18 protein-coding genes are annotated in these 24,897 nt (G+C 70.6%); 6 read left to right on the forward strand and 12 right to left on the reverse strand.

Translation table 11 applies throughout. The features are described from left to right. The first annotated feature begins 6 nt into the window (after positions 1–6). Positions 7–597, forward strand: coding sequence for a hypothetical protein (locus ACZ7M2_RS09560; protein ID WP_471595211.1), 591 nt, complete (start codon positions 7–9; stop codon positions 595–597). On the opposite strand, the gene ACZ7M2_RS09565 is transcribed toward ACZ7M2_RS09560, so the two are convergent. The 7 genes from ACZ7M2_RS09565 to ACZ7M2_RS09595 form a co-directional block, all read right to left on the reverse strand. After that, on the reverse strand, positions 598–1,770 hold the full coding sequence (locus ACZ7M2_RS09565) for a hypothetical protein (RefSeq protein ID WP_471594786.1): 1,173 nt from the start codon (positions 1,768–1,770) through the stop codon (positions 598–600). Continuing rightward, positions 1,767–2,588 (reverse strand): PP2C family serine/threonine-protein phosphatase, encoded by an 822-nt coding sequence (locus tag ACZ7M2_RS09570; RefSeq protein ID WP_471594787.1) that lies wholly within the window; start codon positions 2,586–2,588, stop codon positions 1,767–1,769. Before ACZ7M2_RS09570 ends, ACZ7M2_RS09565 begins: the two co-directional genes overlap by 4 nt. Positions 2,589–2,591: 3 nt before the next feature. Continuing rightward, positions 2,592–3,353 carry a vWA domain-containing protein gene (locus ACZ7M2_RS09575; protein ID WP_471594788.1) on the reverse strand — a complete coding sequence of 254 codons (762 nt, stop codon included), beginning with the start codon at positions 3,351–3,353 and terminating at the stop codon, positions 2,592–2,594. A 24-nt stretch (positions 3,354–3,377) separates the two neighbouring features. Beyond that, positions 3,378–4,517: a hypothetical protein gene (locus ACZ7M2_RS09580; RefSeq protein WP_471594789.1), complete on the reverse strand. Its 1,140-nt coding sequence runs from the start codon at positions 4,515–4,517 to the stop codon at positions 3,378–3,380. A gap of 95 nt (positions 4,518–4,612) precedes the next feature. After that, the gene (locus ACZ7M2_RS09585) at positions 4,613–5,038 is read right to left on the reverse strand and encodes a hypothetical protein (protein WP_470052459.1); all 426 of its coding nucleotides are present in this window, start codon (positions 5,036–5,038) and stop codon (positions 4,613–4,615) included. 43 nt (positions 5,039–5,081) lie between these two features. Next, positions 5,082–6,068: a protein kinase domain-containing protein gene (locus ACZ7M2_RS09590; protein WP_471594790.1), complete on the reverse strand. Its 987-nt coding sequence runs from the start codon at positions 6,066–6,068 to the stop codon at positions 5,082–5,084. Positions 6,069–6,322: 254 nt separating this feature from the next. Continuing rightward, positions 6,323–8,161: a phosphoenolpyruvate carboxykinase (GTP) gene (locus tag ACZ7M2_RS09595; protein WP_352049832.1), complete on the reverse strand. Its 1,839-nt coding sequence runs from the start codon at positions 8,159–8,161 to the stop codon at positions 6,323–6,325. Between the two features lie 334 nt (positions 8,162–8,495). Between ACZ7M2_RS09595 and trhA the strand changes: the two genes are divergently transcribed. The 4 genes from trhA to ACZ7M2_RS09615 all read left to right on the forward strand — a co-directional run bounded on the left by trhA (position 8,496) and on the right by ACZ7M2_RS09615 (position 12,358). Continuing rightward, the gene (trhA, locus tag ACZ7M2_RS09600; protein WP_054234786.1) at positions 8,496–9,209 is read left to right on the forward strand and encodes a PAQR family membrane homeostasis protein TrhA; all 714 of its coding nucleotides are present in this window, start codon (positions 8,496–8,498) and stop codon (positions 9,207–9,209) included. 114 nt (positions 9,210–9,323) lie between these two features. Further along, entirely contained in the window at positions 9,324–10,928 is a 1,605-nt protein-coding gene (locus ACZ7M2_RS09605) for an MFS transporter (protein WP_471594791.1), read from the forward strand. A gap of 5 nt (positions 10,929–10,933) precedes the next feature. Continuing rightward, positions 10,934–11,566 carry a TetR/AcrR family transcriptional regulator gene (locus tag ACZ7M2_RS09610; RefSeq protein ID WP_471594792.1) on the forward strand — a complete coding sequence of 211 codons (633 nt, stop codon included), beginning with the start codon at positions 10,934–10,936 and terminating at the stop codon, positions 11,564–11,566. A gap of 33 nt (positions 11,567–11,599) precedes the next feature. Continuing rightward, entirely contained in the window at positions 11,600–12,358 is a 759-nt protein-coding gene (locus tag ACZ7M2_RS09615) for a Mut7-C RNAse domain-containing protein (RefSeq protein ID WP_471594793.1), read from the forward strand. Here ACZ7M2_RS09615 and ACZ7M2_RS09620 read toward each other — a convergent pair. The 5 genes from ACZ7M2_RS09620 to ACZ7M2_RS09640 form a co-directional block, all read right to left on the reverse strand. Further along, positions 12,355–14,619: a galactose oxidase-like domain-containing protein gene (locus tag ACZ7M2_RS09620; RefSeq protein ID WP_471595212.1), complete on the reverse strand. Its 2,265-nt coding sequence runs from the start codon at positions 14,617–14,619 to the stop codon at positions 12,355–12,357. The two genes, ACZ7M2_RS09615 and ACZ7M2_RS09620, sit on opposite strands and share 4 nt — an antisense overlap. Positions 14,620–14,762: 143 nt before the next feature. Continuing rightward, positions 14,763–15,962, reverse strand: coding sequence for a glycosyltransferase (locus ACZ7M2_RS09625; RefSeq protein ID WP_471595213.1), 1,200 nt, complete (start codon positions 15,960–15,962; stop codon positions 14,763–14,765). A 272-nt stretch (positions 15,963–16,234) separates the two neighbouring features. Further along, positions 16,235–17,905, reverse strand: a complete 1,671-nt coding sequence (locus ACZ7M2_RS09630; RefSeq protein WP_471594794.1) for an ArnT family glycosyltransferase — start codon at positions 17,903–17,905, stop codon at positions 16,235–16,237. A 153-nt stretch (positions 17,906–18,058) separates the two neighbouring features. After that, complete coding sequence (locus ACZ7M2_RS09635) at positions 18,059–19,312, reverse strand: glycosyltransferase (RefSeq protein ID WP_403696693.1); 1,254 nt, start codon at positions 19,310–19,312, stop codon at positions 18,059–18,061. Between the two features lie 202 nt (positions 19,313–19,514). Continuing rightward, the gene (locus ACZ7M2_RS09640; protein WP_471594795.1) at positions 19,515–21,545 is read right to left on the reverse strand and encodes a thioredoxin domain-containing protein; all 2,031 of its coding nucleotides are present in this window, start codon (positions 21,543–21,545) and stop codon (positions 19,515–19,517) included. A gap of 136 nt (positions 21,546–21,681) precedes the next feature. Between ACZ7M2_RS09640 and ACZ7M2_RS09645 the strand changes: the two genes are divergently transcribed. Continuing rightward, the gene (locus tag ACZ7M2_RS09645; RefSeq protein ID WP_471594796.1) at positions 21,682–24,882 is read left to right on the forward strand and encodes an AAA family ATPase; all 3,201 of its coding nucleotides are present in this window, start codon (positions 21,682–21,684) and stop codon (positions 24,880–24,882) included. Positions 24,883–24,897: the final 15 nt, after the last annotated feature.

Consider the following 24,897-nt stretch of genomic DNA (forward strand, 5'->3'; position numbering starts at 1 on the left):
AACCCCCTGAAGTATCTGGAGTCCCGCAAGAACCTCACCGGCAGCGCCTGCGGGCTCGTCGGTCTGGCCCTCACCTTCGCGGGGGTCGCGGGCCCGTACTGGCCGATCGTCGTCGCGGGGCTGTACGGGGCGGGCGCCCTGGTCGCCCCGCCGGAGCGTCCGCCGCTGCCGGACTTCCCCGACCCCTCGGCCCAGCTGGAGGAGCTGCGGGGTGACTTCGGCCGGCTGCGGGAGTATCTGGGCGGTGTGGAACTGCCCCCGGCGGCCGCGGGCCGGCTCACCGAACTGACCGAGCTCCTGACCGCGCTGCTCGATCCCGGCTGGGTCGCCGAGGTGCTCGTGCAGGACCCGGAGGGCGTGCACGCGCTGTCCCGTGCCGTACGGCAGGACATCCCCGAGGCCGTCGACACCTTCGTACGGACCCGGTGGTGGACACGGCTGACGCCCGGCACCGAACCACCGGAACGCCACCTGGAGCGCCAGCTCACCCTGCTGTACGAGGAGGCCGACCGGCTCGCGGTGGCCCTGCGGGAGGTCGAGGCCCGGCGCCAGGAGTCGCACACGCGCTATCTGGAGGACCGCGGTCGCTCGCAGTGATCAACCGCCGCCCAGTTGCCTCGCGGCGACCGCCAGGGCCACCACCAGCGCGACCAGCAGGGCGACCTTCAGTGCCGGGCTCAGACGTCCGTCCGGCCGCTCCTCCTCCCGCGGCGGCGGGTCCGGCAGCGGGAGCGGCGCGGGCCCGTTGAACACGTCGTGGCCCGTGGTCGCCACCCGCGTGCACCACGGGCAGGACGTCAGATGGGAGCCGTACGCGTGCAAGGGGCGGAGCGCGCAGATCCGTACCTGGGAGCGCTCCTTGTTCAGGGCACGCAGCCAGGCCTCCGCGGGGGGCCGGGCGGCGGGTGCGAGGACACCGGGGCCGAACGCGGCACGGGCCAGGGTGAGCAGGTCCGGCGGCAGGACGGAGGGGTCGACGGTCCCGCGCGGGATGACGACCCGCTCGGGGCGGACCACGTACGAGCAGCTGGCGGCGATGTTGTCCTTGACGGTCGACTCGGACGCGCTGTCGTGCGGGACGCCCCCGAAGGGGTGGTTGCCGGCCGTCAACAGCTGGTAGACGAGGACCGCGAGGGCGAAGTCGTCGGTGGCGCGGCCGGCCGGGCCGCCCGCCTGGCGCTCGGGGGGCGAGTAGTCGGTGGTGTGCATCAGGCAGGGGAAGAGTTCCCCGGTCGCCGGGTCGGTGAAGGCGATGGAGTCGCAGTCGAGGAAGGTGACGAAGCCGTTCGCGTCGACCACGACGTTGCTGCTGGAGAAGTCGCCGATGACGAGGTTGTCGTGGTGCATGCGGGCGGTCATGAACGCGAGGTTCCAGGCGACGCCGAGCAGGAAGCGCCAGTCGGCCCGTTCGGGGAAGAGCTTGCGCCGCTGGGCACGGGTGAACAGGCCGATCAGCTGGATGTGCGCGGGTTCGCCGAAGCGCCGCATGGCATAGCCGAGGAACTCCCCCCGCGCGCCGCGGGCGACGGCCGTGGGCCAGGCCAGTTCGGGCGGCTGGAAGGCGTTGGTGGGGCGGGCGGCCAGCGGGGACATGGTCAGCATCCGGGTCAGCCGGCGCTCCTGCTCGGGACCTGGTGGATCGCGGTAGAGCTTGACGACGATCCCGTCGTCGCCGACCACCGGGAAGACGGCCGCCTGGCCGCCGCCCTTGAGAGGCAGTTCCGCGAGGGTGACGGGCTTGCCGTCCAGGAACACGGTCAGGCCGCTCATGGGCGCGCCTTGCGGACGGCCCGCAGCAGGGTCTTGTCGTCGGCGTTCAGCGCGGTCAGCCGGTCCGACCTCAGCAGCGCGGCCAGTGCCTCGTGCGCGTTGTCCGACACCGGTCCCGGAGCGTCCAGGGAGCGGAAGACGGCATCGGCGAAGGACGCGTTGGGGCTCGACGCGCCGCCGGCCGAGCGGTTGAGCGCGGCCTGCGCGAGTCCGTCGGTGGACAGCAGCACCCCGTCGATCCCGGGGTCGGACACACAGTCGGTCCGCACCCAGCGTCCCGCGTCCGGCGAGGTGAGGAACACCGTCTCGTTGCTGTACTCGCTCGCCTCGGCGGCCTGCGGCAGCAGATGGAACTGCCGCTCGCCGTCCTCCGTACCGGCGCGTACGACGACGAAGCCGTCGCCCAGGGTCAGATGGCCCAGCCAGCCCGGAGTGAGCACCACGACGGTGAGGGTGGTGGCGAAGTCGGGGGCATCCGCGCCGGTCGTGTCCAGAAACACCTTGCTGACGTCGTGGAAGGCGTCCACGAGCAGTTCACGCACGGCGGTTCCAGGTCCGCCGTCCGCCGCCGCGGCCGCCCGCCGTCCGAAGTGCTCGGCGGCCAGTTCCACCGCGAGCAGGGAGCCCTCGTCGGAGCGCGGCCGGCTGCCCGCGCCGTCCGCGACCGCGAGCACCACCACCGACGGCGACTCCGTGTACGCGCAGGCGTCCTGGCAGGGCAGGCCCTGGCGGCGGTGCCGGTAGCCCTCGACGCTCATACCGTGCACGCGCCACGGCGACTCCCGCTCGCCCTTCTTCGTCCCGCCCCTGTCCGCCATCGGTCAGGATTCCCAGGCCGGACGCTGGGTCTTGAACTGGCTGAAGATCTTCTCGAAGACCTCGTCGCCCGCGCCCTTCTGCTCGGCGTTCGCGCTGGCGGACATCATCTGCAGCAGCTCGCGGAAGGGGAAGCCCTGGAGGCGGGCGTTGAACTTGGGCGCGAAGGCCTGGAGGACCTGCTCGCCCATGTCGGTGATGCCGCCGACGCCTATCGCGTAGAGCCGGAAGCGGCGGGCGCGCTGTTCCTCGGCGAGGACGGGGATCAACCGGTGCCAGGAGTCGGTGAGGTGGCCCGTGCCGTCGGTCGGCAGCCCGTCGGTGACCAGGCAGATCTGCGGCCGGTAGTACTGAAGGCCGGAGGCGCGCAGCTCGGCCTTGCGGGCGGCGACGATGTGCATCGACAGCTCCAGCGCCTCGGTCATCAGCGTCACCCCGGCCGCGGTGAGCCGGGGCGGCCGGAAGAGGTGGGCGGGTACGAAGGGGCTCACCGGGGCGCGCGGGTCGAGGAGTTGGGGTCCGCGCCAGGCGCCGACGCCCTGGCCGCCGAAGGTGATGACGGCGACCTCGACGCTGTAGCTGAGGCTGACGTCGTCGTGGAGTTCCCGGGTCCACTCCATGAGCGCGTTGTTGAGCGTCTGGATGGGCGCCCCCGCCATGGAGCTGGAGGTGTCGAGGCAGAGCACCAGCGGCAGGCGCTGCGCGTTGTTCTCGAACTCGATGTCGGCGTACTCCGCCGGCAGCGTGGGCGGGTATTCGCTGTGCATCTTCGTCTCTCCTGGTGTGCGAACTCAGGGCCGCATGTGCTGGTCGTGGCGCCCGGCGGCCGTGGGGAAGGCGTGCAGGACGTCGGAGTCCCGTTCGCGTGCGTCGGTGACGTCGACGAGTCCGCCGGGCAGGGGCGGCGGACTCGTCGGGTCGGACCAGACCGCGCGGTACAGGACGTGGTCCAGTTCGACATAGCCCTGGGGGTGCAGTTCGGTACGGACGACGGCGGTCCGCGCGGGTTCCTTCCCCTCGCCGGCCTCGCGTCCCTGGCGGGGGGCGGGTGCGGCCCTGAGCCGGGTGGTCGGCTCGTCGGACGCCGGGGGTCGCGGGGCCGGTGCGGCGGCCGGTGCGGTGGCCTGTGCGGCGGCCTGTGCGGTGGCCTGTGTGGCGGGTTCGGCGGCGGACGAGGCGGGGGGCGTGGGAGCGGACGTGGCGTGGTGGGGGGCGGCGGTCGCGGTCGCGGGGCCCCGGGAGGAGCGGCGGACCAGGACCAGGAAGGCGGTGAGGAGCAGGACGAGCAGGGCGCAGAGGGCGGTGAGCGCGGTGGTCTTCTTGTCGAAGAGCGGGCCCGTGGACTTCGTGTCCTTGACCTGCCCGGAGGCGGCGTGGGTCGTGGGAGGCGTGCCGGTGGCCGGGTCGGTGGGCGCGGGCGCGTCGACGGAGTAGGCGTGCTGGGAGCGGTCGCTCCTCGCGTCCGCCCTGATCAGGTCGCTGCCGCGCAGGGAGCGGGTGGCGAGGCGGGCACACAGGTCGTCGCGGTTGTCGACGTCGCAGGCGCCCACGGCCTTCAGGTCCTGCACGGCCTCGGGCGACAGCCGGTCGATGTAGGCGCTCGCCTCCACCCAGCGGACCCCCGCGAGCAGCAGCAGGGCCGTGCCGCCCGGGCCGGTGTGCTGGTTCGCCGGCACCTCGACGATGAGGTGGCTGCGGCTGGTCGTCACCACTTTCCGCTCGACGCTCCGGCGGGCCCGCTCGTCCCCGTCGAACGGCAGCGCGTCGTTCAGGGTGACCACGAAGGTGCCTGCGCCGATCCAGCGGAACCAGCAGTTCAGGCGCGCCGGCAAGTCCGTTTCGCAGGACGCCGCGGCCGCCGTCGTCGTCCCCGCCGACACCAGAGTGGCCAGCATTCCCAGAATCCCGATGAAGTACAGCGAACGCCTCATGGGCAACCCCCCGTGGCCTGAAAGGCACTCGCCCAATAGTGGGGGCAACCGGCGTGCACCCGGAAGGGGTCCGGGGCACACGCCGGTTCTCACTTCTACAACTTGAATACCTGATGGCAGCGGGTGAACATCTGCCGCGCCCGTTCCACCCAATCACTGGCCAAGGCATCGAAATCCGTTTGGGTCATCCGGCAGGTCAGCGGCAGGTCGCAGACTCCGGCGAGGCAGGGGCGCGGTCCTCGTACGTCCCACACGGACAACATGGGATTCAGTTGTTCGGTATTCCATGCGTTCGATGCCGCGGCGGCGACCGCGAGTTGGTCCTGGCGCAGATAATGACCGTCCGTCGCGAAGGCGACCAGAAGTCTTTTGGTGGTCATGAAACGCACCGTTATCATCCGTCCCGTTTCCTTGAGATCGAATTGCAGGGACACGGAAACGGTGTCGGTCTCGGTGTGGTAATTGCGTCGGGCGACCCAGTTCTGCACCAACCGGCGCCAGTGCGCGCCGACTTCGAGAATGTCGTGGTCCCTGGCGGGAACGGACTCCCGGCCGGGAAAGGGATCAGACGCCGCCACGGCCCACCGCCTCGGCGACCATCGCGTCGGTCAGCCCGGCGTCCAGCAGCGCCTGGGCGTGCAGCAGCAGACACGAGGGCACGGACACGCTCGTACCGGCCCCGCGGCGGACCGCCAGCTCACGGGTGCGCGCCTTGATACTGCGGGCCACGGTGGGCGGCGGCCAGGAGGCCGACTTGGCCGGAAGCTCCAGCAACTCCGTGAGGAGATCCGCCAGTCGAGGCCGGTCCTCGGGCCGCTTGGCCAGGCAGTGTCCGATGAGTTCCCGCATTCCCGCCGGTACGCCGTCGAGTTCGGGCTCGGCGAGCACGACCCGGTAGCGCACCGCCTCCCCGCTGCCGTGCGGCGGGCGGCCCGTGAGCGCGTACACCAGCACTCCGCCGAGGGAGAAGACGTCGCTCGGCGGCCCCACCCGCTCCCCCTTGATCTGCTCGGGCGACATGAACGGCGGGGTGCCGACCACGACGCCGACCTGGGTGAGCCCGGGGGCGCCGTCGACACGGGAGATCCCGAAGTCGATGACGCGGGGCCCGTCGGAGGCGAGGAGCACGTTCGCCGGTTTCAGGTCCCGGTGCACCACGCGGGCGGCGTGGATGGCCTGCAGTGCCTCGACCAGGCCCGCGCCGAGCCGTCGTACCTGCGGCTCGGGCAGCGGGCCGTCGGTGCGGACCGCCTCGGCGAGCGAGGGTCCGGGGACGTACATCGTGGCGAGCCAGGGCAGTTCGGCCTCGGTGTCGGCGTCGACCACGGCGGCGGTGTACGCGCCGCTCACGACCCGGGCGGCGGCGACCTCGCGGGCGAAGCGCTCCCTGAACTCGCCCTCCGCCGCGAGCTCGGGGCGGACCACCTTCACCGCGACCTCGCGCCCGGCGGGCGAGCGGCCGAGGTACACCCATCCCATACCGCCGGAGCCCAGCCGCCCCACGATGCGGTACGGGCCGATCTTCATGGGGTCACTGACGGGTGTGCGCACCCCGCTCACCTCGTTTCGGGGTTCCTTGCAGGATGTCCCGAGTGTCCCGCGAAACGCCCGTCCGGGCGGAGGTGATACGAGAAATGGCACCGAGAGGTTTTCGCCCCCTCCGGCGTTCACGTACGGCGAGAGACCTCCCGGCCTCGCCTCGGTCACCGCGGCCGGTCTTGACGACGTCGCAGGTCAGGGCAAGTCGGACCGGCCGCGGAGTTCAGGGGTGGACGGCAGCCGCGAGGCCGCCGCCCACTCGGAACTCAGCCCAGGCGCCGCACCAGCGCGCGGTACTCGTCCCACAGTTCCTTCGGGGTGTGCTCGCCGAAGGTGTTGAGGTGCTCGGGCACGAGTGCCGCCTCCTCGCGCCACACGTCCTTGTCGACGGTGAGCAGGAAGTCGAGGTCGGCCTCGGAGAGGTCGAGCCCCTTGGTGTCCAGGGCGCCCTTGGCCGGCAGGATGCCGATGGGGGTCTCGACACCCTCGGCGCGGCCGTCGAGACGGTCCACGATCCACTTCAGGACACGGCTGTTCTCGCCGAAGCCCGGCCACACGAACTTGCCCGCGTCGTTCTTGCGGAACCAGTTCACGTAGTAGATCTTCGGGAGCTTCGCCTGGTCCTTGTCCTTGGCGACGTCGACCCAGTGCCCCATGTAGTCGCCCATGTTGTAGCCGCAGAACGGCAGCATGGCGAAGGGGTCGCGGCGCAGCTCGCCGACCTTGCCCTCGGCGGCGGCGGTCTTCTCGGAGGCCACGTTGGCGCCGAGGAAGACGCCGTGGTTCCAGTCGAAGGACTCCGTCACCAGCGGTACGGCGGTGGCGCGGCGTCCGCCGAAGAGGATCGCCGAGATCGGCACGCCCTTGGGGTCCTCCCACTCGGGCGCGATGATCGGGCACTGCGAGGCGGGGACGGTGAAGCGGGCGTTGGGGTGGGCGGCGGGCGTACCGGACTCCGGCGTCCAGTCGTTGCCCTTCCAGTCGGTCAGGTGGGCCGGAGTCTCCTCCGTCATGCCCTCCCACCAGATGTCGTTGTCGTCGGTGAGCGCGACGTTGGTGAAGACGGAGTTGCCCCACAGCGTCTTCATCGCGTTGGCGTTGGTGTGCTCACCGGTGCCGGGCGCGACGCCGAAGAAACCGGCCTCGGGGTTGATCGCGTACAGCCGGCCGTCCTCGCCGAACCGCATCCACGCGATGTCGTCGCCGATCGTCTCGACCGTCCAGCCGGAGACGGTGGGCTCCAGCATGGCGAGGTTGGTCTTGCCGCAGGCGCTCGGGAAGGCGGCGGCGACGTACTTGGACTCGCCCTGCGGCGGGGTCAGCTTGAGGATGAGCATGTGCTCGGCGAGCCAGCCCTCGTCCCGCGCCATGACGGACGCGATGCGCAGGGCGTAGCACTTCTTGCCGAGCAGCGCGTTGCCGCCGTAGCCCGATCCGTACGACCAGATCTCGCGGGACTCGGGGAAGTGCGAGATGTACTTGGTGGAGTTGCACGGCCACGGCACGTCCGCCTCGCCCTCGGCCAGCGGCGCTCCGAGCGTGTGCACAGCACGCACGAAGAAGCCGTCGGTGCCGAGCTCGTCGAGGACGGGCTGTCCCATGCGGGTCATGGTGCGCATGGACACGGCGACGTAGGCGGAGTCGGTTATCTCGACGCCGATCGCGGAGAGGTCGGAGCCGAGCGGGCCCATGCAGAACGGGACGACGTACATCGTCCGGCCCTTCATCGAGCCGCGGAAGACGCCCTTCTCCCCCGCTTCTCCCTCTCCGGTGAAGATGGCCCGCATCTCGGCGGGCGCCTTCCAGTGGTTGGTCGGGCCCGCGTCCTCCTCCTTCTCGGAGCAGATGAACGTCCGGTCCTCGACCCGCGCGACATCGGTCGGGTCGGAAGCGGCGTAGTAGGAATGCGGGCGCTTGATCGGATCAAGCTTCTTGAAGGTGCCCTTGTGAACGAGCTCCTCGCACAGGCGCTCGTACTCGGCCTCGGATCCGTCACACCAGACCACGTTGTCCGGCTGGGTCAGTTCTGCGATCTCGTTGACCCACGAGATCAGTTCCTTGTGCTGGGTGGGGACGGTGGAGGGAGCCGCGATGTCGCGCGCCACGATTGCTCCTAGATGAGGGGTTTTTTATTGAGGCCCCGTGGGGGCTGCGACCCGGACGCTTCGGGGGTGTGGATACCCATGGCGCTCATCCGGTGTCGACCGCACTCATTTGATCATCCGACGGGTTCGCCCATATGTCCAGAGGGCCGCACACGTGAGCGGAGTGACCATCGCCACGTGTATCCGTGATTCTTTGCGTACACGTTGGGTTCAGCTGAAGGTTCTTTTGCGTGGACGCTGCCTCGCGCCGCACTCGTGAGAACATGGCCATTCTTGGCTGTTCAGTGCGCCGTACTGACACGTAACTTACGGTTCCGTAGGTAGGATTCCGCCTATGACTGCGCCCGTCCCCGACGCGCCCACGGACTCGCCGGCCGCAGGCCGCAGTCCCGCGGCGCTCTCCCCGTCGCATCCGGTCAAGCCCAAGCTCCGCGGCTGGCTGCACCTCGGCATGTTCCCGGCCGTCCTGATCTCCGGCCTGGTCCTCACCGCTCTGGCCAGTTCCACGCGGGCCCGCATCGCCTGCGGGATCTTCGTGCTGACGGCCTGCCTCCTGTTCGGAGTGAGCGCGCTCTACCACCGCGGCAACTGGAGTCCGCGGATGGACGGCGTGCTGCGCAGACTCGACCACGCCAACATCTTCCTGATCATCGCCGGCACGTACACACCGCTGACGATGCTGCTGCTCCCCGGCGCCAAGGGGCAGTGGCTCCTGTGGAGCATCTGGGCCGCCGCGGCGGCGGGGATCATCTTCCGGGTGTTCTGGGTCGGCGCCCCGCGCTGGCTCTACACCCCCTGCTACATAGCGATGGGCTGGGCGGCCGTCTTCTTCCTCCCGGACTTCATGCGCACGGGCGGCATCGCCGTGCTGGTCCTGGTGATCGTCGGCGGACTGCTCTACAGCGCGGGCGGTGTGATCTACGGGATCAAGCGCCCCAACCCCTCCCCCCGCTGGTTCGGCTTCCACGAGGTCTTCCACTCCCTCACCCTCGCGGCGTTCGTCGTGCACTACGTGGGCATCTCACTGGTGGCTTACCAGCACGGGTGACACACCCCCCTGCCTCTCCTCATGGCCACGGCTTCCGAGCCGTGGCCATTTTTGTATGCCCTGACAGTTGCCTCCCATTGACATTCACAATCTTTTGATAGTTACTCTCATTTCATGGTTACTGTCACTCAAGACGACGGTGTGCGGCGCGACCCTCCCCCACTCTCAACTTCGTTCGAGCGGGGGGACCCCCATCGCTGGTGGGCCCTCGGGGCCCTGGTCGCGAGCATGCTCACGCTCGGCTTCGACACGACGATCCTCAACGTGGCCCTGCCGACGATGGCGGGCGAACTCGGCGCCACCACCGGCCAGCAGCAGTGGATGGCGGACGCGTACGTGATCGTCTTCGCCGCGCTGATGCTCCCGGCGGGACTGCTCGGCGACCGCTTCGGACGGCGCCGGATGCTGGTCGTGGGGCTCGGCATCTTCCTCGCCGGTTCCGTGGCCGGTTCTCTGGCGGGCGACGTGAACTGGGTCATCGCGGCCCGCACGGTGATGGGCGTCGGCGCGGCCCTGATCACCCCGCTCGCCCTGTCCGTACTGCCCTCGCTCTTCGGCCCCGACGAGCGCACCAAGGCCGTCGGCATCATCTCGGCCGCCTCGTCGCTCGGCCTGCCGCTGGGCCCGATCATCGGCGGCTGGCTGCTCAACCACTTCTGGTGGGGTTCGGTCTTCCTGGTCAACATCCCGATGGCCGCGATCGGCATCGCCGCCTGCGTCTTCCTGCTCCCCGAGACCAGCGACCCCGCCTCCCCCAAGGTCGACACCCTCTCCACCGCGTTCACGGCGGCCGGCCTCGGCTCCCTCATCTACGCGATCATCGAGGCGCCCGGCCGCGGCTGGGGCGACCCGCTGATCGTGGGCATGCTCGCCGGAGCCGCGGTCCTCATCGCCGCCCTCGTGCTGCGCGAGCGGCGCATGGAACGCCCCATGCTCGACATGTCACTGCTCAGCCACCGCGGATTCCTGTTCAACACGCTCGCGGCGACCCTGGTGATGTTCGTCCTGTCCGGCCTGCTGTTCGTGCTGCCGCAGTACCTCCAGGCGGTGCTCGGCAACGACGCCCTCGGCACCGGCGTCAGGCTGCTGCCCATGATGGGCGGCCTGATCGTCGCGGCCCGGGCCGCCCAGCCGGTCGTCGCCCGGTTCGGCTCCCGCGCGGTGGTCTGCGCGGGCCTGGTGGTGCTGGCCTTCGCCGCGCTCCTCGGCAGCCGTACGACCGTCGACTCGGGCTACGGCTTCACCGCGCTGTGGCTGTCCATCACCGGCTTCGGCTTCGGTTTCTCGGTCGTCCCCGCGATGGACGGCGCCCTCGGCGCCCTGCCTCGCGACCGGGCCGGCAGCGGCGCCGGGCTCCTCATGACGACCCGCCAGGTAGGCGCCGCGATCGGCATCGCCCTCCTCGGCAGCCTGCTGGCGAGCACCTTCCGGGACCGCCTCGACGTCACCGGTCTGCCCGCGAAGGCCGCCGACACCGCCGGGGAGTCCGTGGTCGCGGCCCACATCGTCGCCCAGAAGGCGGGCTCGGCCGACCTCGCGGCCTCCGCGAACAGCGCGTACGTCCACGGCATGGGCCTGGTCCTGCTGGTGTGCGGCATCGCGGCCCTCGTCACCGCCCTGCTGGCCGCGGCGCTCCTGCCGAACACCCCGGTCACGCAGGCCACGAAGGAGGACGACGACCCGGCCATGGCCACCGTTGTGGCGGATGCCGGACAATGAACGGCATGACGGCCGCACCCTCCCCCTTCAGCCCCGCCGACCGCCCTCAGCTGGGCCTGCGCGAGCGGAAGAAGATCAAGACCCGCGAGGCGATCCGCACCGCGACGTACGCGCTCGTCAGGGAACAGGGGTACGACGCGACGACGATCGAGCAGATCGCCGAGCGCGCCGAGGTGTCACCGTCGACCGTCTTCCGCTACTTCCCCACCAAGGAGGACATCGTCCTCACGGACGAGTACGACCCGCTCATCATGGAGGAGTTGCGAGCCCGGCCCATGGACGAGCCGTGGATGGACACCCTCCGGTACGTGATGCAGAAGGCCATCCGGCTCGGCCTCAAGGACGACCCCGAGATGTCCCGGCTGCGCACCCACCTGATGGTCCAGGTCCCGGCGGTGCGCTCGCGGATGATGGAGAGCATGTCGGTCACCGGCACCATGCTCTGCCAGGCCATCGGCGAGCGCACCGGCCGGGACCCGGACAGCCTGGAGGTGCGGGTCTACGCGATGGCGATCATCGGCGGCCTGATGGAGACGTCCCTGTACTGGGCGGAGAACGACCACCGGGACGACTTCAAGGACCTGGTGGACCGCACGATGGACGTCCTGGAACACGGTCTCTCCGCCGAAAACCCCTGAGGCCGGGGCTCTCCGGCGTGACATCCTGACCGGGTGAACGGACCGGAGATCCATGTCGCCTTCGCCCCCGAGCTGGGGATGTTCGTACCGCACGGGCGCCGTTCGGGAGCCACGGCGGTCGCCACCGACGGCTCCTCCACCCTCGGGCATGTCGTGGAGTCGCTCGGCGTCCCGCTGACCGAGGTCGGCGCCCTCGTCGTGGACGGCCGCGAGGTGCCCGTCTCGCACCTCCCGGGGGCCGGCGAGAGCGTCGACGTACGGGCGGTCGAGCGCCCGCAGCGGGTTCCCGGCGCCCCGCTCCGCTTCCTCCTCGACGTCCACCTCGGCACCCTCGCGCGCCGGCTGCGCCTCCTCGGGGTCGACGCGGCGTACGAGTCGACGGACATCGGCGACCCGGCCCTCGCCGCGCGCTCCGCCGCCGAACGGCGCGTGATGCTCAGCCGCGACCGGGGCCTGCTGCGCCGCCGCGAGCTGTGGGCGGGCGCGTTCATCTACAGCACCCGGCCCGACGACCAACTCCGCGACGTACTGGGTCGGTTCACGCCCGAGCTGAGGCCCTGGACGCGCTGCACCGCCTGCAACGGCCTGCTCGAGGAGGCCACCAAGGAGCAGGTCGTGGACCAGCTGGAAGGCGGCACCGAGCGGTCCTACGACGTGTTCGCGCAGTGCCAGGAGTGCGGGCGCGCCTACTGGAAGGGCGCGCACCACGACAGCCTGGAGACCATCGTGGAGCGCGCCCTCACCGAGTTCGGGAGCCAGGACCTGCCCGGCGGACAGGCCCTGGATGCCTAGGGCCGCCTCAGATCCTTGGCTCCGCAGGCCAGCCCGTCCTTGTTCGGGTCGAGACCCAGCGGGTCGTCCTTGCCGTTGACCTTCAGGCGGCCGTAGTCGTTCGTCTTCAGCCACGCGCAGCGCGAGGCCGTCGTCTTCTTGACGCCGTCCGGGAAGACGGTCGGCACACAGACGTTGATCGTGCCGTAGTGCCGGTCGCAGCCGGAGATCGTCGTGCTGACCTTCTGCGAGGTCCGCTTCTTGCCGCCCTTGGTGACCGTGCCCTCAAGGGAGTCGGCGAAGGAGTGGACATGCGCCGAGGCGGTGTCCGTGGCCAGGGCGGCGGGGCCCTGGAGGTGCACCCACTCGGCGACCGAGGGCACCCCATTGGCGTCCACCGCGAAGAGCATGTACCAACCGGGCGGGGCCATGTCGGGGTTGCTCGTCACGTTCAGGTCGACGTTGTTGCCGTCCACCGACAGGGGCAGGTCCACGAAACGCTGGTTCGGATCGGAGGAGTGCGTCACCGCGGCCGGGCGGATCAGCTCGGCCTTCACGATCGGCCGGTCGACCGTGATGCGCTGCGTGTCCCCGTACACCCACTCGTTGTCGATCACCGACGTGATCGTCGGACGGGTGCCCTTGAGGAGGTAGGGCGGGGTGTAGATGGACACGTTGTGGTTCCAGGTGCCGTTGCCCGGGTTGTCACCGGTGGCCATCACCCGGCCGTCGGGCAGCAGGAACGCGGAGGAGTGGTAGCCGCGCGCCTCGGGGTCGGCGGCCACCGGATCGAAGGTGGAGGTCGCCGGGTCGAACATCGACGCCTCGAACACCGGGTTGGCGCGGTTGTGCAGGCCACCGCCCGTCTCAAGCACCTTGCCGTCGGGCAGGAGCACGGCGGAGACGTACATCTTGCCCTGGTTGCCGGTCTCGGCGACCTTGCCGTTGCCGAGGTCGACCGTGCCCTGCGGGATCTGCGGGCCGACCGTGTACGCCGGGTTCGCGGCCTTCAGGTCGATGATGTCGGTGAGCCGGTTCGCCTCCGGGTTGGAGTCGATGTTGCCGCCGCCGATCGTCAGCACCTTCTGGTCCTGGGCCGGGGGCAGCAGCACGCTCGCCGACTGGTCGCGCTCGTCCTTGCTCTGGAGCCCGGGGACCGCCGTCACGGTGTTCGCGTCGTAGTCGTAGATCGCCGAACCCGTGCCGGGCGTGCCGTTGCCGAAGACGTGGCTGCCCGAGTAGAAGAGCCGGCCGTCCTGCATCAGGATCATCGACGGGTACAGACCCCAGTACGACCAGGTCTGGTTGACCTGCGTGAACGGCAGCCACTTCTGCTGCGCCGCCGACCAGCGCTCGGCCGTCACCGACCCGGTGGAGTCCTCGCGCAGTCCGCCGAACGAGATGACGTCACCGTTGCCGAGCTCGGTGGCCGACGGGTACCAGTGGCCGTCGTTCAGGTCGTTCGTCCTGCTGTACGTCTCGGTGACCGGGTCGAAGATGTACGAGTCCTTGTACCCCTCGTAGCCGTGCCCGCCCGCGACCGGGAACGCCTTGTTGCCGCTCATCACCAGGACCCGCCCGTCGGCGAGCTGGACGTGACCCGAGCAGAACATGTCCTTCGGCGTGGGGATCACCTTGTACGTGCCCTTCACCGGGTCGTAGACCGCGCTGGTGAACGTGCCCGCGTCGAAGTTCTCCTCGCTGTTGCCGGACCCGGCGATCAGCAGCACCTTGCCGTTGTTGAGGACGACGGAGTGCATGGAGCGCACCGGGTTCTGCGTGGGCAGCACGTCCCAGCGGCCGTTGGCACACTCGTCGGCGCCGGCGGTGCAGGTGGCCGGCGGGATCGGGTCGGAGACCTGTTCCATCGTGTAGTCGTCGGTGATCGCCGAGCCGGTGCCGTACACCGAGACGCCCCAGGTGATGCGGTCGGTACCGGCCGGGACGGCGGGCGTACGGACGCTCGCCTGCGTCCAGCCCGCCGCCATGTCCAGCGTCTTGAGGTCGGTCCAGTACTGCCAGCCCACCGTGGTGTCGTGCCGGAAGAGCGTGATCGCGGCGTCGGGCGTCGTCGTCTTGTACCAGAGGCCGAGGTCGTACTGCTTGCCCGCGGTGACCACCGGCGCGCAGGTCGCGGACTCCGTGATGAGGGCCTTGCGGTCGCCGTCGACGCGCCGGGTCAGCGTGACCTTCATGGCCTTGGAGCCGGAGTGGGAATCGGCGACGGTGGAGAAGGTGAAGTCGTTGTCGCCCCAGCCGGACCTCTCCCAGCAGTACGGCATGCCGTCCGTGCCGTCGGTCTCGAAACCCGGGTTGGTGACGAGGTTGGCGGCGGAGGCGGGCTGGGGCGAGACGAGCAGCAGCCCGGCGGCCAGGCCCGCCACCGCCAGCAGTGAGGTTCTCCGTCTGGGTCGTGCGAGATGTTTCACGCGGCTCTCCTAGTTGTGTGACTCCCACCCGGGGCCCCACTGCTGCGGCGCGGCAGATAGACCAGCGCCTCGGTGCCCACGAAGCGCAGGACGAAGGTCATCACCAGGGCCAGCGCGGTGGCGGACAGGGCGCCCATCCCGAAGTGGCCGACGAACAGGGCGATCAGCGGGATGCGCAGCACCAGGTCGGCGTTGGCGAGCAGCGCGAACCGGCCCACCCGGTCCCACCAGTTGCGGTGCTTTCGGCGCTCGCGGAACAGCAGATGCTCGATGAGCAGGAAGTTCCAGGCGACGCCGAACTGGTTGGCGAGGATCTCGGCCGGTACGTAGTGCAGGCCGGCGGCGGTGAGCGCGTACAGGCCGATCAGGTTCGGCAGGAAGCCGGTGGCGCCGATCAGACCGAAGACGACCATCCGGGCGACCGGCGAGGCGGTGCGCAGCCCGGCGAGGTGACGCAGGAACCGGAAGCCCTCCTGCGCGGTCGACTTGGACTCGCCCGCGAACCGGTCCTGGAAGACGAAGGGCACCTCGGTGACCGCGCGGGGACGGCTGCGGACGGCGAGTTCGAGGAGGATCTTGTAGCCGAGCGGCTGCAGGACCTCGGCGGTGACCGCGCTGCGGCGGATGGCGAAGAAGCCGCTCATCGGGTCGCTGATACCGCGCAGCCGGCGCGGGAAGAGCGTCTTGGTCAGCCAGGTCGCGCCGCGCGAGACGGCGATGCGATAACCGCCCGCGAGGCCCTCGCGGCTGCCGCCCTTGATGTACCGACTGGCGACGACGAGCCCGGCGTTCGCCCGCTCACCGGTGGCGACCAACTCCGGAACCAGCGAGGGGGGATGCTGGCAGTCGCCGTCCATGACGACGATCCAGTCGGACCCGGCCGCCTTCATCCCCTCGACGACCGCGCCGCCGAGTCCGCCGACCGGCTCCTCCCGGTGCAGGACGGTCACCGGGAAAGGGCAGTCCTTCGCCGCTTCGCGGATGACCTCGGGTGTGTCGTCCGTGGAGTCGTCGACGAAGACGACCTCGCAGGGCAGCCGCGCGGGCACCGACTCGGTGATCTGCTGGAGCAACTCCCATACGTTCGCGGACTCGTTGAACGTCGGTACGACGATGGTGACGGCGCCCGGCTCGGGAACTTCGTTTTCGCGCTCGGCTCGCCTCCGGGGCGCTCCAGCCGGTGTCGAGAGGGCGATCGTGCTCAACCCTTCGGGCCTCCGCGCTCCCCCATTCTCGACTTCTCCCCCATTCTCGACTTCTCCCCCATTCTCGACTTCTCCCCCATTCTCGACTTCTCCCCCATTCTCGACTTCTCCCCCACTCTCGACTTCGCTCGAGCGGGGGGACCCCCATGAGCGGGGGGACCTCCACGCCCTCTCGACACCGGCGCGCCCCTCCGGCTCACTCGCGGTGGCGGCGCGTACGGCGGGATCGCCGAGCTCCTCGGGGACGGTGCTCTCGAAGCTGCTCATCGACTGCCCCCGGACGTCGTCGTGGTCATGGTGTTCCCCGTGCTCTCGTCGATCTGCCGGATCTCGATCCGGTCGGCGCCCTCGCCGAAGGTGGCGACCGGCGTCGAATGCTCGATGGCCGCCTTGACGTTGGGCAGGTCGACCGCGTCACGCCGCACCGTCGGGGAGGCGACGACGTAGTCGATGTCCTTCCAGCCGCGCGGCATCGTCCTGGTCACCGCGGGGTCGAGGTCCGCCTTGTAGAACCAGATGACGCCGAGCCCGGGCCGGTAGCCGTCGTGGACCAGGTCGAGCCAGAGGGCGTCGTCGACCAGGACCCGGGTGTCCGCCGGGTCCTGGACCTCGGTCTTCAGCCAGGTGGCCGCCGCCCGGTAGGGGGCGTTGGCGTCGGCGGTCACGGCGGTGCGGTCGCCGTCGTACCAGTGCGGTAGCACATAGAGCGCGGCGACCGCCACGAGCGCGGCCGCCGTCACCCGCCGTCCCCAGGTGACGTACGGCTTCTCCTCGTCGCTCCGCCACCTGCGCAGCACCAGATGGGCGAGGCTGGCGGCGCCTCCGGCGAGGACCAGCGCGAGGAACGGCAGCGCCTGGATGATGTACATCGCGGGCAGATAGCCGCTCGGGCGCAGCGCCACCAGGGCGAGGATCGCCACCGTGAGGGCGGGTCCGGCGAGGGCGCGGGCGGTGACGGACCAGCGCCAGGTGGCCAGGAGCAGCAGCGCTCCGGCGAGGCCTCCGACGATCAGCACCCGGTCGTAGTAGAGCCAGGAGTGCAGCACGCCGTACGAGCCGGAGCCGGGGTCGAGGATGAAGCCGGAGCCGGGGCGGCTCATCTGGTACGTGATGCCGTCCCAGAGCGAGACATGGCCCGCGCCCGGGAACAGCTCGCCCTTGAGCAGGGCGAACAGCGGGTACGCGAGGCCGATCAGGACGCAGGCGGTGATGGCTCCGGTGAGCGCGAACTTGCGGGTGTCGCGGTGGCCGTGGCGCCACATGGTGACCAGGAGCGCGGGCAGGACGACGAGCATCGTCTCCTTGGTGAGCACGGCGGCCGCGGCCGCGATGCCCGCCCCGAAGTGGTGCCAGAGGTGCCGGCTCGGGGACGCGGCGAGGCAGAACGCGAGCAGCGTCCACATCACCGCGATGTTGTCGAGGAAGATCTCGCGCTGGAGCACCACCGACAGCGGGGAGAGCCCGAAGAGCACCATCGCGAGGCCCGCGGCCCAGCGCGGCAGCGAGAGACGGCGCGCGAGGACGTACAGCAGGACCGCGCTGGCGGCACTGATCACGAGCATCGCGACGCGCATCGAGCCGACCGTCATCAGCGAAGGGCTGATGTGGGCGGGGATCCAGGTCAGGGCGGCTATCTGGATCCAGCCCAGTGGCGGGTGGTCGTACCAGTACGTGTAGTGCGCGAGGCCCTTGCCCTGCTGCACGGCCCATGCCTGGGCGAGATAGGTGCCCTCGTCGTCGCTGAGGGTCGGGTAGTCGGTGATGTTCCAGCCCTGCACGACGATGATCGCCAGCAGCAGGGCGCCGCACAGCAGCAGGTCGGCGCGCGAGGTGCGCAGCCGCCGGAGCGGCGGGTGGTCGTGGACGATGTCGGGCGCGGCGGGTCGCGTCGCGGGGACCGTGGACGTGGTCACCGCGGGAAGTGTCGAGGTCACGCGGGAAGGTCCTCTCGGGACTTTCGGTAGTTCGGGATGTTCGGGCCCAAGGACTGCGGCACCAAGGCCTGTGGCACCGGGGCACGCGGAACCAAGGCGTACGGCACTGGGGCCCACCCGCCGGCAGGGATGCCCGGCGGGTGGCCTCAGGTCCTAGCGGGCCGCTTCGGCCTCGGTGAGGTGCGCGCCGACATGACTGGTCAACTCCCAGTCGTTGCGTCCCCTTTGCTCACGCCATACGGCACGGACGGCCGCACCGGCGAGGAGCACCTGATAGAAGGGGCCACCGACCACGAGCTTCAGGTAGTGGACGAACCGGACGCGCAGCCCGTACTGCTTGCCGAAGTCGTGCAGTCCGACGAGCTCGAAGACGAAGGTGACCAGGGCGGTCACGGCCGGCAGGAAGGTGATGAAGGCGATCCCGACGGGCACGTCGAGGAAGAGCGCGATGGCCACGTTGAGCGGGATGACCACCCCGGAGACAGCCTGCAGATACGGCGTCATCAGCGTGTAGCGGGCGAGCAACCGCTGTCCGAAGCCGGGCAGTTGCTTCCAGTCCTTCTTGCGGTAGACCTGCAGGAAGCCCTGGTTCCACCGGGTGCGCTGTTTCATCAGCGACACCAGGCTGCCCGGGGTCTCCTCCCGGGTCACCATGTCGGAGTCGTAGGCGACGACGACCTTCTTGCCGACGCTGGAGAGCCGTACCCCCAGGTCGCAGTCCTCGGCAAGGCACTCGGGGTCCCAGCCGTCCGCTTCCCGCAGTACGTCCGTCCGTACGAAGACGGTGTTGCCGCCGAGCGGGATGAAACCTTTCTGCGCATGCAGGTGCAGGCGCGAGCGGAACCAGAAGAAGTACTCCAGGCAGTTGCGCAGGCTGTACCAGTTGGAGTGGAAGTTGATGAGCTGGACCCCGCCCTGGACGACGTCCGCACCCGTCGTGCGGAACGCGTGGTCGACATGGGCGAGCAGCTCCGGATGGACCTGGTCCTCGGCGTCGAAGACCCCGACGACGTCGCCGCGGCAGTGCGGCAGCGCCGTGTTCATGGCCTTCGGCTTGTTCTTCTTCTCGTGATGGTCGACGACGACCCGCACCCGCCCGTCGCGGGCCGCGGCCTGCCGGGCGACCTCGGTGGTCTCCGGATCGTCGTGTCCGACGATGACGATGATCTCGAAGTCGGTGTGGCTCGATTCCAGCAGTCGCTGGATGGTGTGGTCGAGCACGGCCTGTTCGTGGCGGGCCGGCAGCAGCAGCGAGAACGCCAGCCGGTCATCGCCGTCCGGCCTGCTGAACCGGGTGGACGCCAGCACCTCGGGCGTGCGCCACGCGTGCATCTGCCACCAGAGCGTGAACGCCGCCATCCAGAACAGGGCCAGTGAAACGGCAGCAATAAAGACAGACGTGAGCAACAGATCCCCCCAGATCCCCAAACCCCCAGTCGCGACGATGTGTCACATCCGCCGCGTCACGATGCAGAGACTATGGGCGATCCGTGAAGGGCACGGACTGTTCTGGTGAAGAGCGTGTTTCATCACAGTCGGATCACTTGCTGAACGATTCGAACACCGGTCGCGTTTCTGCCCGTTGACAGACGGTCCGATGATGTGTGTTTCAGCTGCTCAGGGCCGTTCGAAGCCGGTCGGGATCGGTCGTCGGAGCGTCACAAGTGAAGTTACGGCAGACATACGCGGCGGGTTCGCCCTGCACGAGGGGGCGGTCGGCAAGGAGCGGCAGCTCGTCACTCTCCGGAGTCCCCACGGCGACCACGGCGCCCGGCGCGGTACCGAGCAGGGCCGTCCGGTGCAGGGCTTTTGTCAGGGGATGCCCCTCCGGCCCCACGACCGCGACCTCACGCGGACCGTCGAGCAGCGCCTCCGCCACCGCGAGCCCCCAGCCGATGAAACGGGGAGCGCGCGGCCCGAGCGCCTTCACCACGCCCAACGCCCTTTCGGCGGCGGTCCGATGGGGCTCGGCGCCGGTCTGGGCGGCATAGCTCAGCAGGGCACCGGCCGCCGCGCTCCAGCCGGAAGGCGTCGCGTTGTCGGTGGGGTCCTGGGGCCGGCGGATGAGCCGCTCGGCGTCGGCCGCGGTGTCGTACAGCGCACCGGACTCGGGATCGGTGAACTGCGTGATCACCTGGTCCAGCAGGAACCCGGCGAATTCCAGCCACACCCCTTCCCCGGTGACGGAGGCCAGCGCGAGGAACCCCTCGGCGACGTCGGCGTAGTCCTCCAACACCCCCGCGTTGGCCCCGGCCTGCCCGTCCTTGCTGGTACGGGACAGTCGCGCCCGGTCGTCCAGGTGCACCCGTACGAGGAGATCCGCGGCGGCGATCGCGGCGTCCACGAGGTCGGGGCGGTCGAAGTAGGCGCCGGTCTCCGCGAGCGCGGCGACGGCGAGCCCGTTCCAGGCGGCGACGATCTTGTCGTCGCGCCCGGGAGCGGACCGCTCGGCCCGCGCGGCGAGCAGCCGACGCCGGATGCCGGCCACCTTCTGCGCGTCGAACAACTCGTCCTGCTGCGGCAGTTGCAGCACGGAGGAACCCTCCTCGAAGGTCCCCTCCTCCGTCACCCCGAAGTACCGTGCCGCGAGTTCGCCGTCCTCCGCGCCGAGAACCTCACGGAGCTGCCGCGGAGTCCACACGTAGTACGCACCCTCGACGTGCTTCCCCGTGCCGTCGTCACTGTCGGCGTCGAGCGCGGAGGCGAACCCGCCTTCGTTCGTGCGGAGTTCGCCCACCATGAAGTCGGCGGTCTCCAGGGCGACGCGACGGGCGAGCTCCGAGCCGGTGGTGCGCCAGAGATGCGCATAGACCCTGCACAAAAGCGCATTGTCGTACAACATCTTCTCGAAGTGGGGCACAACCCACTCGCGATCCACGGAGTACCGCGCGAACCCCCCACCCAACTGGTCGTAGATCCCACCCCGCGCCATCCGTTCAGAGGTGTCCTGCGCCATCTGGAGAGCACCCTCGGAACCGGTCCGCGCGTGGTGCCGCAGCAGGAACTCGATCACCATGGACGGCGGGAACTTGGGCGCGCCCCCGAAGCCGCCGCGCGAGGCGTCGTACTCCCGGGTGAGCCCGAGCAGCGCCCCGGCCAGGTCTTCCTCGCCGGGCACCTCGCCGCCCCCGAAGCTCATCTCCCGCTCGCCGAGATCCCGCACGATCTTCGCCGCGACCTCGGCGACCTCGCCCCGGCGATCGACCCAGGCCCCGCGCACCCCCTCCAGCACCTGCCGGAACGACGGCATCCCATGCCGGGGCGCGGGCGGAAAATACGTCCCGAAATAGAAGGGCTCCGCATCCTGCGTGAGAAACACGGTCATGGGCCACCCGCCCTGCCCCGTGGCCGCCTGCACGGCCTCCATGTAGACGGCGTCGACGTCGGGCCGCTCCTCGCGGTCGACCTTGACGCTGACGAAGTGCTCGTTGAGGTAGGCCGCGGTCGCCTCATCCTCGAAGGACTCGTGCGCCATGACATGACACCAGTGACAGCTGCTATATCCGACGCTGAGCAGCACGGGCACACCCCGCTCACGGGCCTCCTCGAAGGCCTCGGCCGACCAGGGCCACCAGTCGACGGGGTTGTCGGCGTGCTGGAGCAGGTAGGGGGACGTCTCGTGGGCCAGTCGGTTCGGCATGGGTCCATCCTGCCGCAGTCCCCGGCCGCTGACGCGCCGGGCGCAGCTGCCCATTGATCGCGTCGCCCCCTCGCGCTCACGCCCCCCACCAAGGACACTTGAACACAAGCGAGTTGTCGCCGGAGGGGGACGTGACATGCGGGAAGGCCATCGGGCGGAGGCCGAGCGGCTGTTGACCCGGGCCGTGGAGGAAGAGGTACGGCGCTCGGGCGGGCGGAGCGACGGGGCCGTGCTGCTGTCGCGGGCCCGGCCCGCGCTCGACACCATGGCGGAGGCCGCCGCCGAGGAGTACGGGGCGTACACCCGGGCGCTGGACGAGGCGGAGGCCGGCCGGCTGACGTTCGGACAGCGGTACGCCCGGGAGGGCGCCGGAACTCCCCTGCTGGTGGCGGTGGTTGCCGCCGTCGCGGCCTGCGCGGCTGACCTGGCTCTGGGCACGGGCGCCGGAACGGCCGTCGGCGCGGGGGCGACCGTCGCCGTGGTGGGCGCGGCGGCCACCGTGCTCAAGGTGACCGCCTCGCACGTACCGGCCGCGAGCCGACGGGCGGGAGCCCTGGGCCAGCCGGGCGGCCCCGAGCAGTTGCGGCTCCAGTGGCTGGCCGCGCTGGAGGTACGGGGCATCCGGCCGTTCCTCGATCAGCAGCGGGTGCTCAGCGCCTCCGCGGGGGCCAAGCAGGGTGCGCCCCAGCTGCGGCGCACCGACAAGAGTGCCGCCGCGCGCAGACGCAACGTACTGGAGCAGTCGTTCGGGCAGCTTCCCGAGCCGGCCGGCCCGTTCACGGGGCGCCGGACCGAGCTGTCCCGGGTGGCGCAGTGGGTGCACGCGGCCCGCGCCAGCACCGAGACGAAGCCGACCGTCGTCGTCCTGCACGGCGCCCCCGGCTCAGGCCGCAGCACCCTCGCGATCCGGGCGGCGCACAACCTGAAGGACCAGTTCCGCGGCGCGTGCGTGGTGGACCTGCGCGGCGACAGCACCGAGGAGCCGCCCCTCACCACCCGCGATGCCATGCTGCACCTCCTCAACCGGCTCGGCGCACCCCGCGAGCAGCTCCTCTTCCGTGAGCGTTCCTCGCAGGACCAGCAGGTCAGACGCCTCGGCAAGCTGTACCACCAGCACCTGACGGACCTGCCCGTCACGATCGTGCTCGACGACGCGAGCGACGCCGAGCAGGTCCGCGCCCTGGTCCCCGAGCGCTCGGACAGCCTGGTCCTGGTCACGGCCCGCAAACCGCTCGACCTGCCCGTCGATCTCCCCGCCTGGGTGCACCAGCTCCCGGTCGACGCCCTGGACGCGGCGGGCGCCGAGGAACTGCTGAACGCGGCGGCGCAGGAGAAGCCGGACCCGTACGACGCCGAAGCCTCCGACCAGGTACGGGAGCTGTGCGGCAGCCTCCCCCTCGCCCTGCGCATCGCGGGTTCCTCCCTCGGCCCGCGCACCCCGCGCCAACTGGCCTCCGACCTCGGCGCGTACGGCCCGGTGGAGCCGGTCGAGCGGGTCCTGTGGCTGCGCTACACCGACCAGACCGACACGGCGAGACGCCTGCTGCGCCGGCTGGCGCTGGCCGGCCGGGCCTCGCTCGGCGCCGCCGCCGCCGCCTCCCTGCTGGCGACGGACGAACAGGAGGCCACCCGCCACCTCACCGCGCTCGCGCAGGCGGGCCTCATCGACCACGTCCGCGGCAGCCGCTACCGGCTGCACGACCTCGTCCGGGGCTTCGCCCAGGCACGGCTGCTCGACGAGGAGGAGCCGTCCGAGCGGACGGCGGCCCAGGAGCGTCTGATCGTGAACTACGCGGAGCTGGCCGACTCGGTGATCCGCCTGGTCGACGGCAAGACATCGACGCGAGCGGATCAGTTCGGGCCGCACGGCTTCACGTCCCTCGACGCGGCCCTGCGCTGGCTGGACGACGAGTCGAGCTTCATCACGGCCGCCCTGCGCCACGCGGAAGGCGTGAACCAAGCGGCCGTACTGAACCTCCTCGGCGCCCTGTGCGACTACTGCCTGCTGCGTGGCGACCTCTACCGCCTGGGCGAGATCAGCGAGTTGACGCAGGCCGTCGACCAGGGCCTGCTGGTGCGCTCGGTGCAGTGGCGCACCGGTATCGCGGCCCGCCAGCTCGGCGAGCTGGACAAGGCCCACACCACCCTGTCGTCCGTGGTGAACCTCTACTTCGAGGCGCACCACGACGCGGGCGCGGCCCGGGCCCTGGGCTCCCTCGGCATCACCCTCCACCACCAGGGCAACCTCACCGAGGCGGCCGCCAAGCTCCAGGAGGCCATGGCCCTGCAGGCCTCCCCCGAGCTGGCGACGGACCGCGCGTGGACGATGCACGCGCTGGCCGCCGTGGAGCGCGACCGGGGCCATCTCGCCCTCGCCCTGAACCTGCTCACCGAGGCCCTGGTCCTGCACCGCGCGGGCGAGTCCGTGCACGGCGAGGCGTGGGCCCACTTCCAGCTCGGCCAGCTGGGTCTGCGGATGGGCGACGTTCCGCGCGCGGAACGGGAGTTGCGTGATGCCCTCGACCTGTACGGCCGTACGCGCGACGCCCGCGGCGAGGCCTGGGCCCTGACCCAGCTGGCCCGTGCCCGCCTCGTCGACGGCGACCCGTCCACCGCGGTCGACGGCCTGCGCCAGGCGGTCTCCCGGCACCGGGAGAACGAGGACGCGCGCGGCGAGGCCTGGACGATCTACTACCTGGGCCAGTCCCTGGAGGAGACCGGCAACCTGGACCAGGCGGTCCGTGAACTGGAGCGCTCCCGCACGATGTTCTCGCGGATACGGGACGTGTACGGGCTCGCCTGCGCCCGCCACCACTCGGCGCGCGTCACCCGCGACCAACGGGCCGCCCAGACCGGCTCCCTGCGCAACTCGGGCTTCGCACGCCAGCTCCTGGTGGACGCGCGCGCCGACTTCCAGCGCATCGGCGTGGCCCACGGCGAGGCGTGGACCTGCCTGGAGCTGGCGGTGGTCGACGCCGGGAACGCCCGTACGCCGGGGGCCCTCGCCCTGTGCGACGAGGCGACCGGCCTGTTCGCCTCGTACGGGGACCGGCGCGGCGAGGACTGGGCCAGGTTCCTGAGGTGCACCCTTCTGCCGTACGGCTCCCCGGGCGGCCTCGAAGTGGGCAGCGCCGTCGCCCAGGAGGAACTGGCGCAGCTCTCCCGCACCGGCCACCCGCTCCGCGACGGAAAGCTCGACGACTACGTGGAGGCCTACCAACTCTTGCTGGAACGGGGGGTCGACCTGGACGCGGGATGGCAGGCTTGGCGCCTGGGAATGGTGCCGAGCCGGCACGCCCGGGAGGTCATGGGGGTGGCGGTGACCAGGGCGCGCTAGCTCGGTGGGGATGTT

This window comes from Streptomyces sp. NPDC111507 (assembly GCF_055638955.1).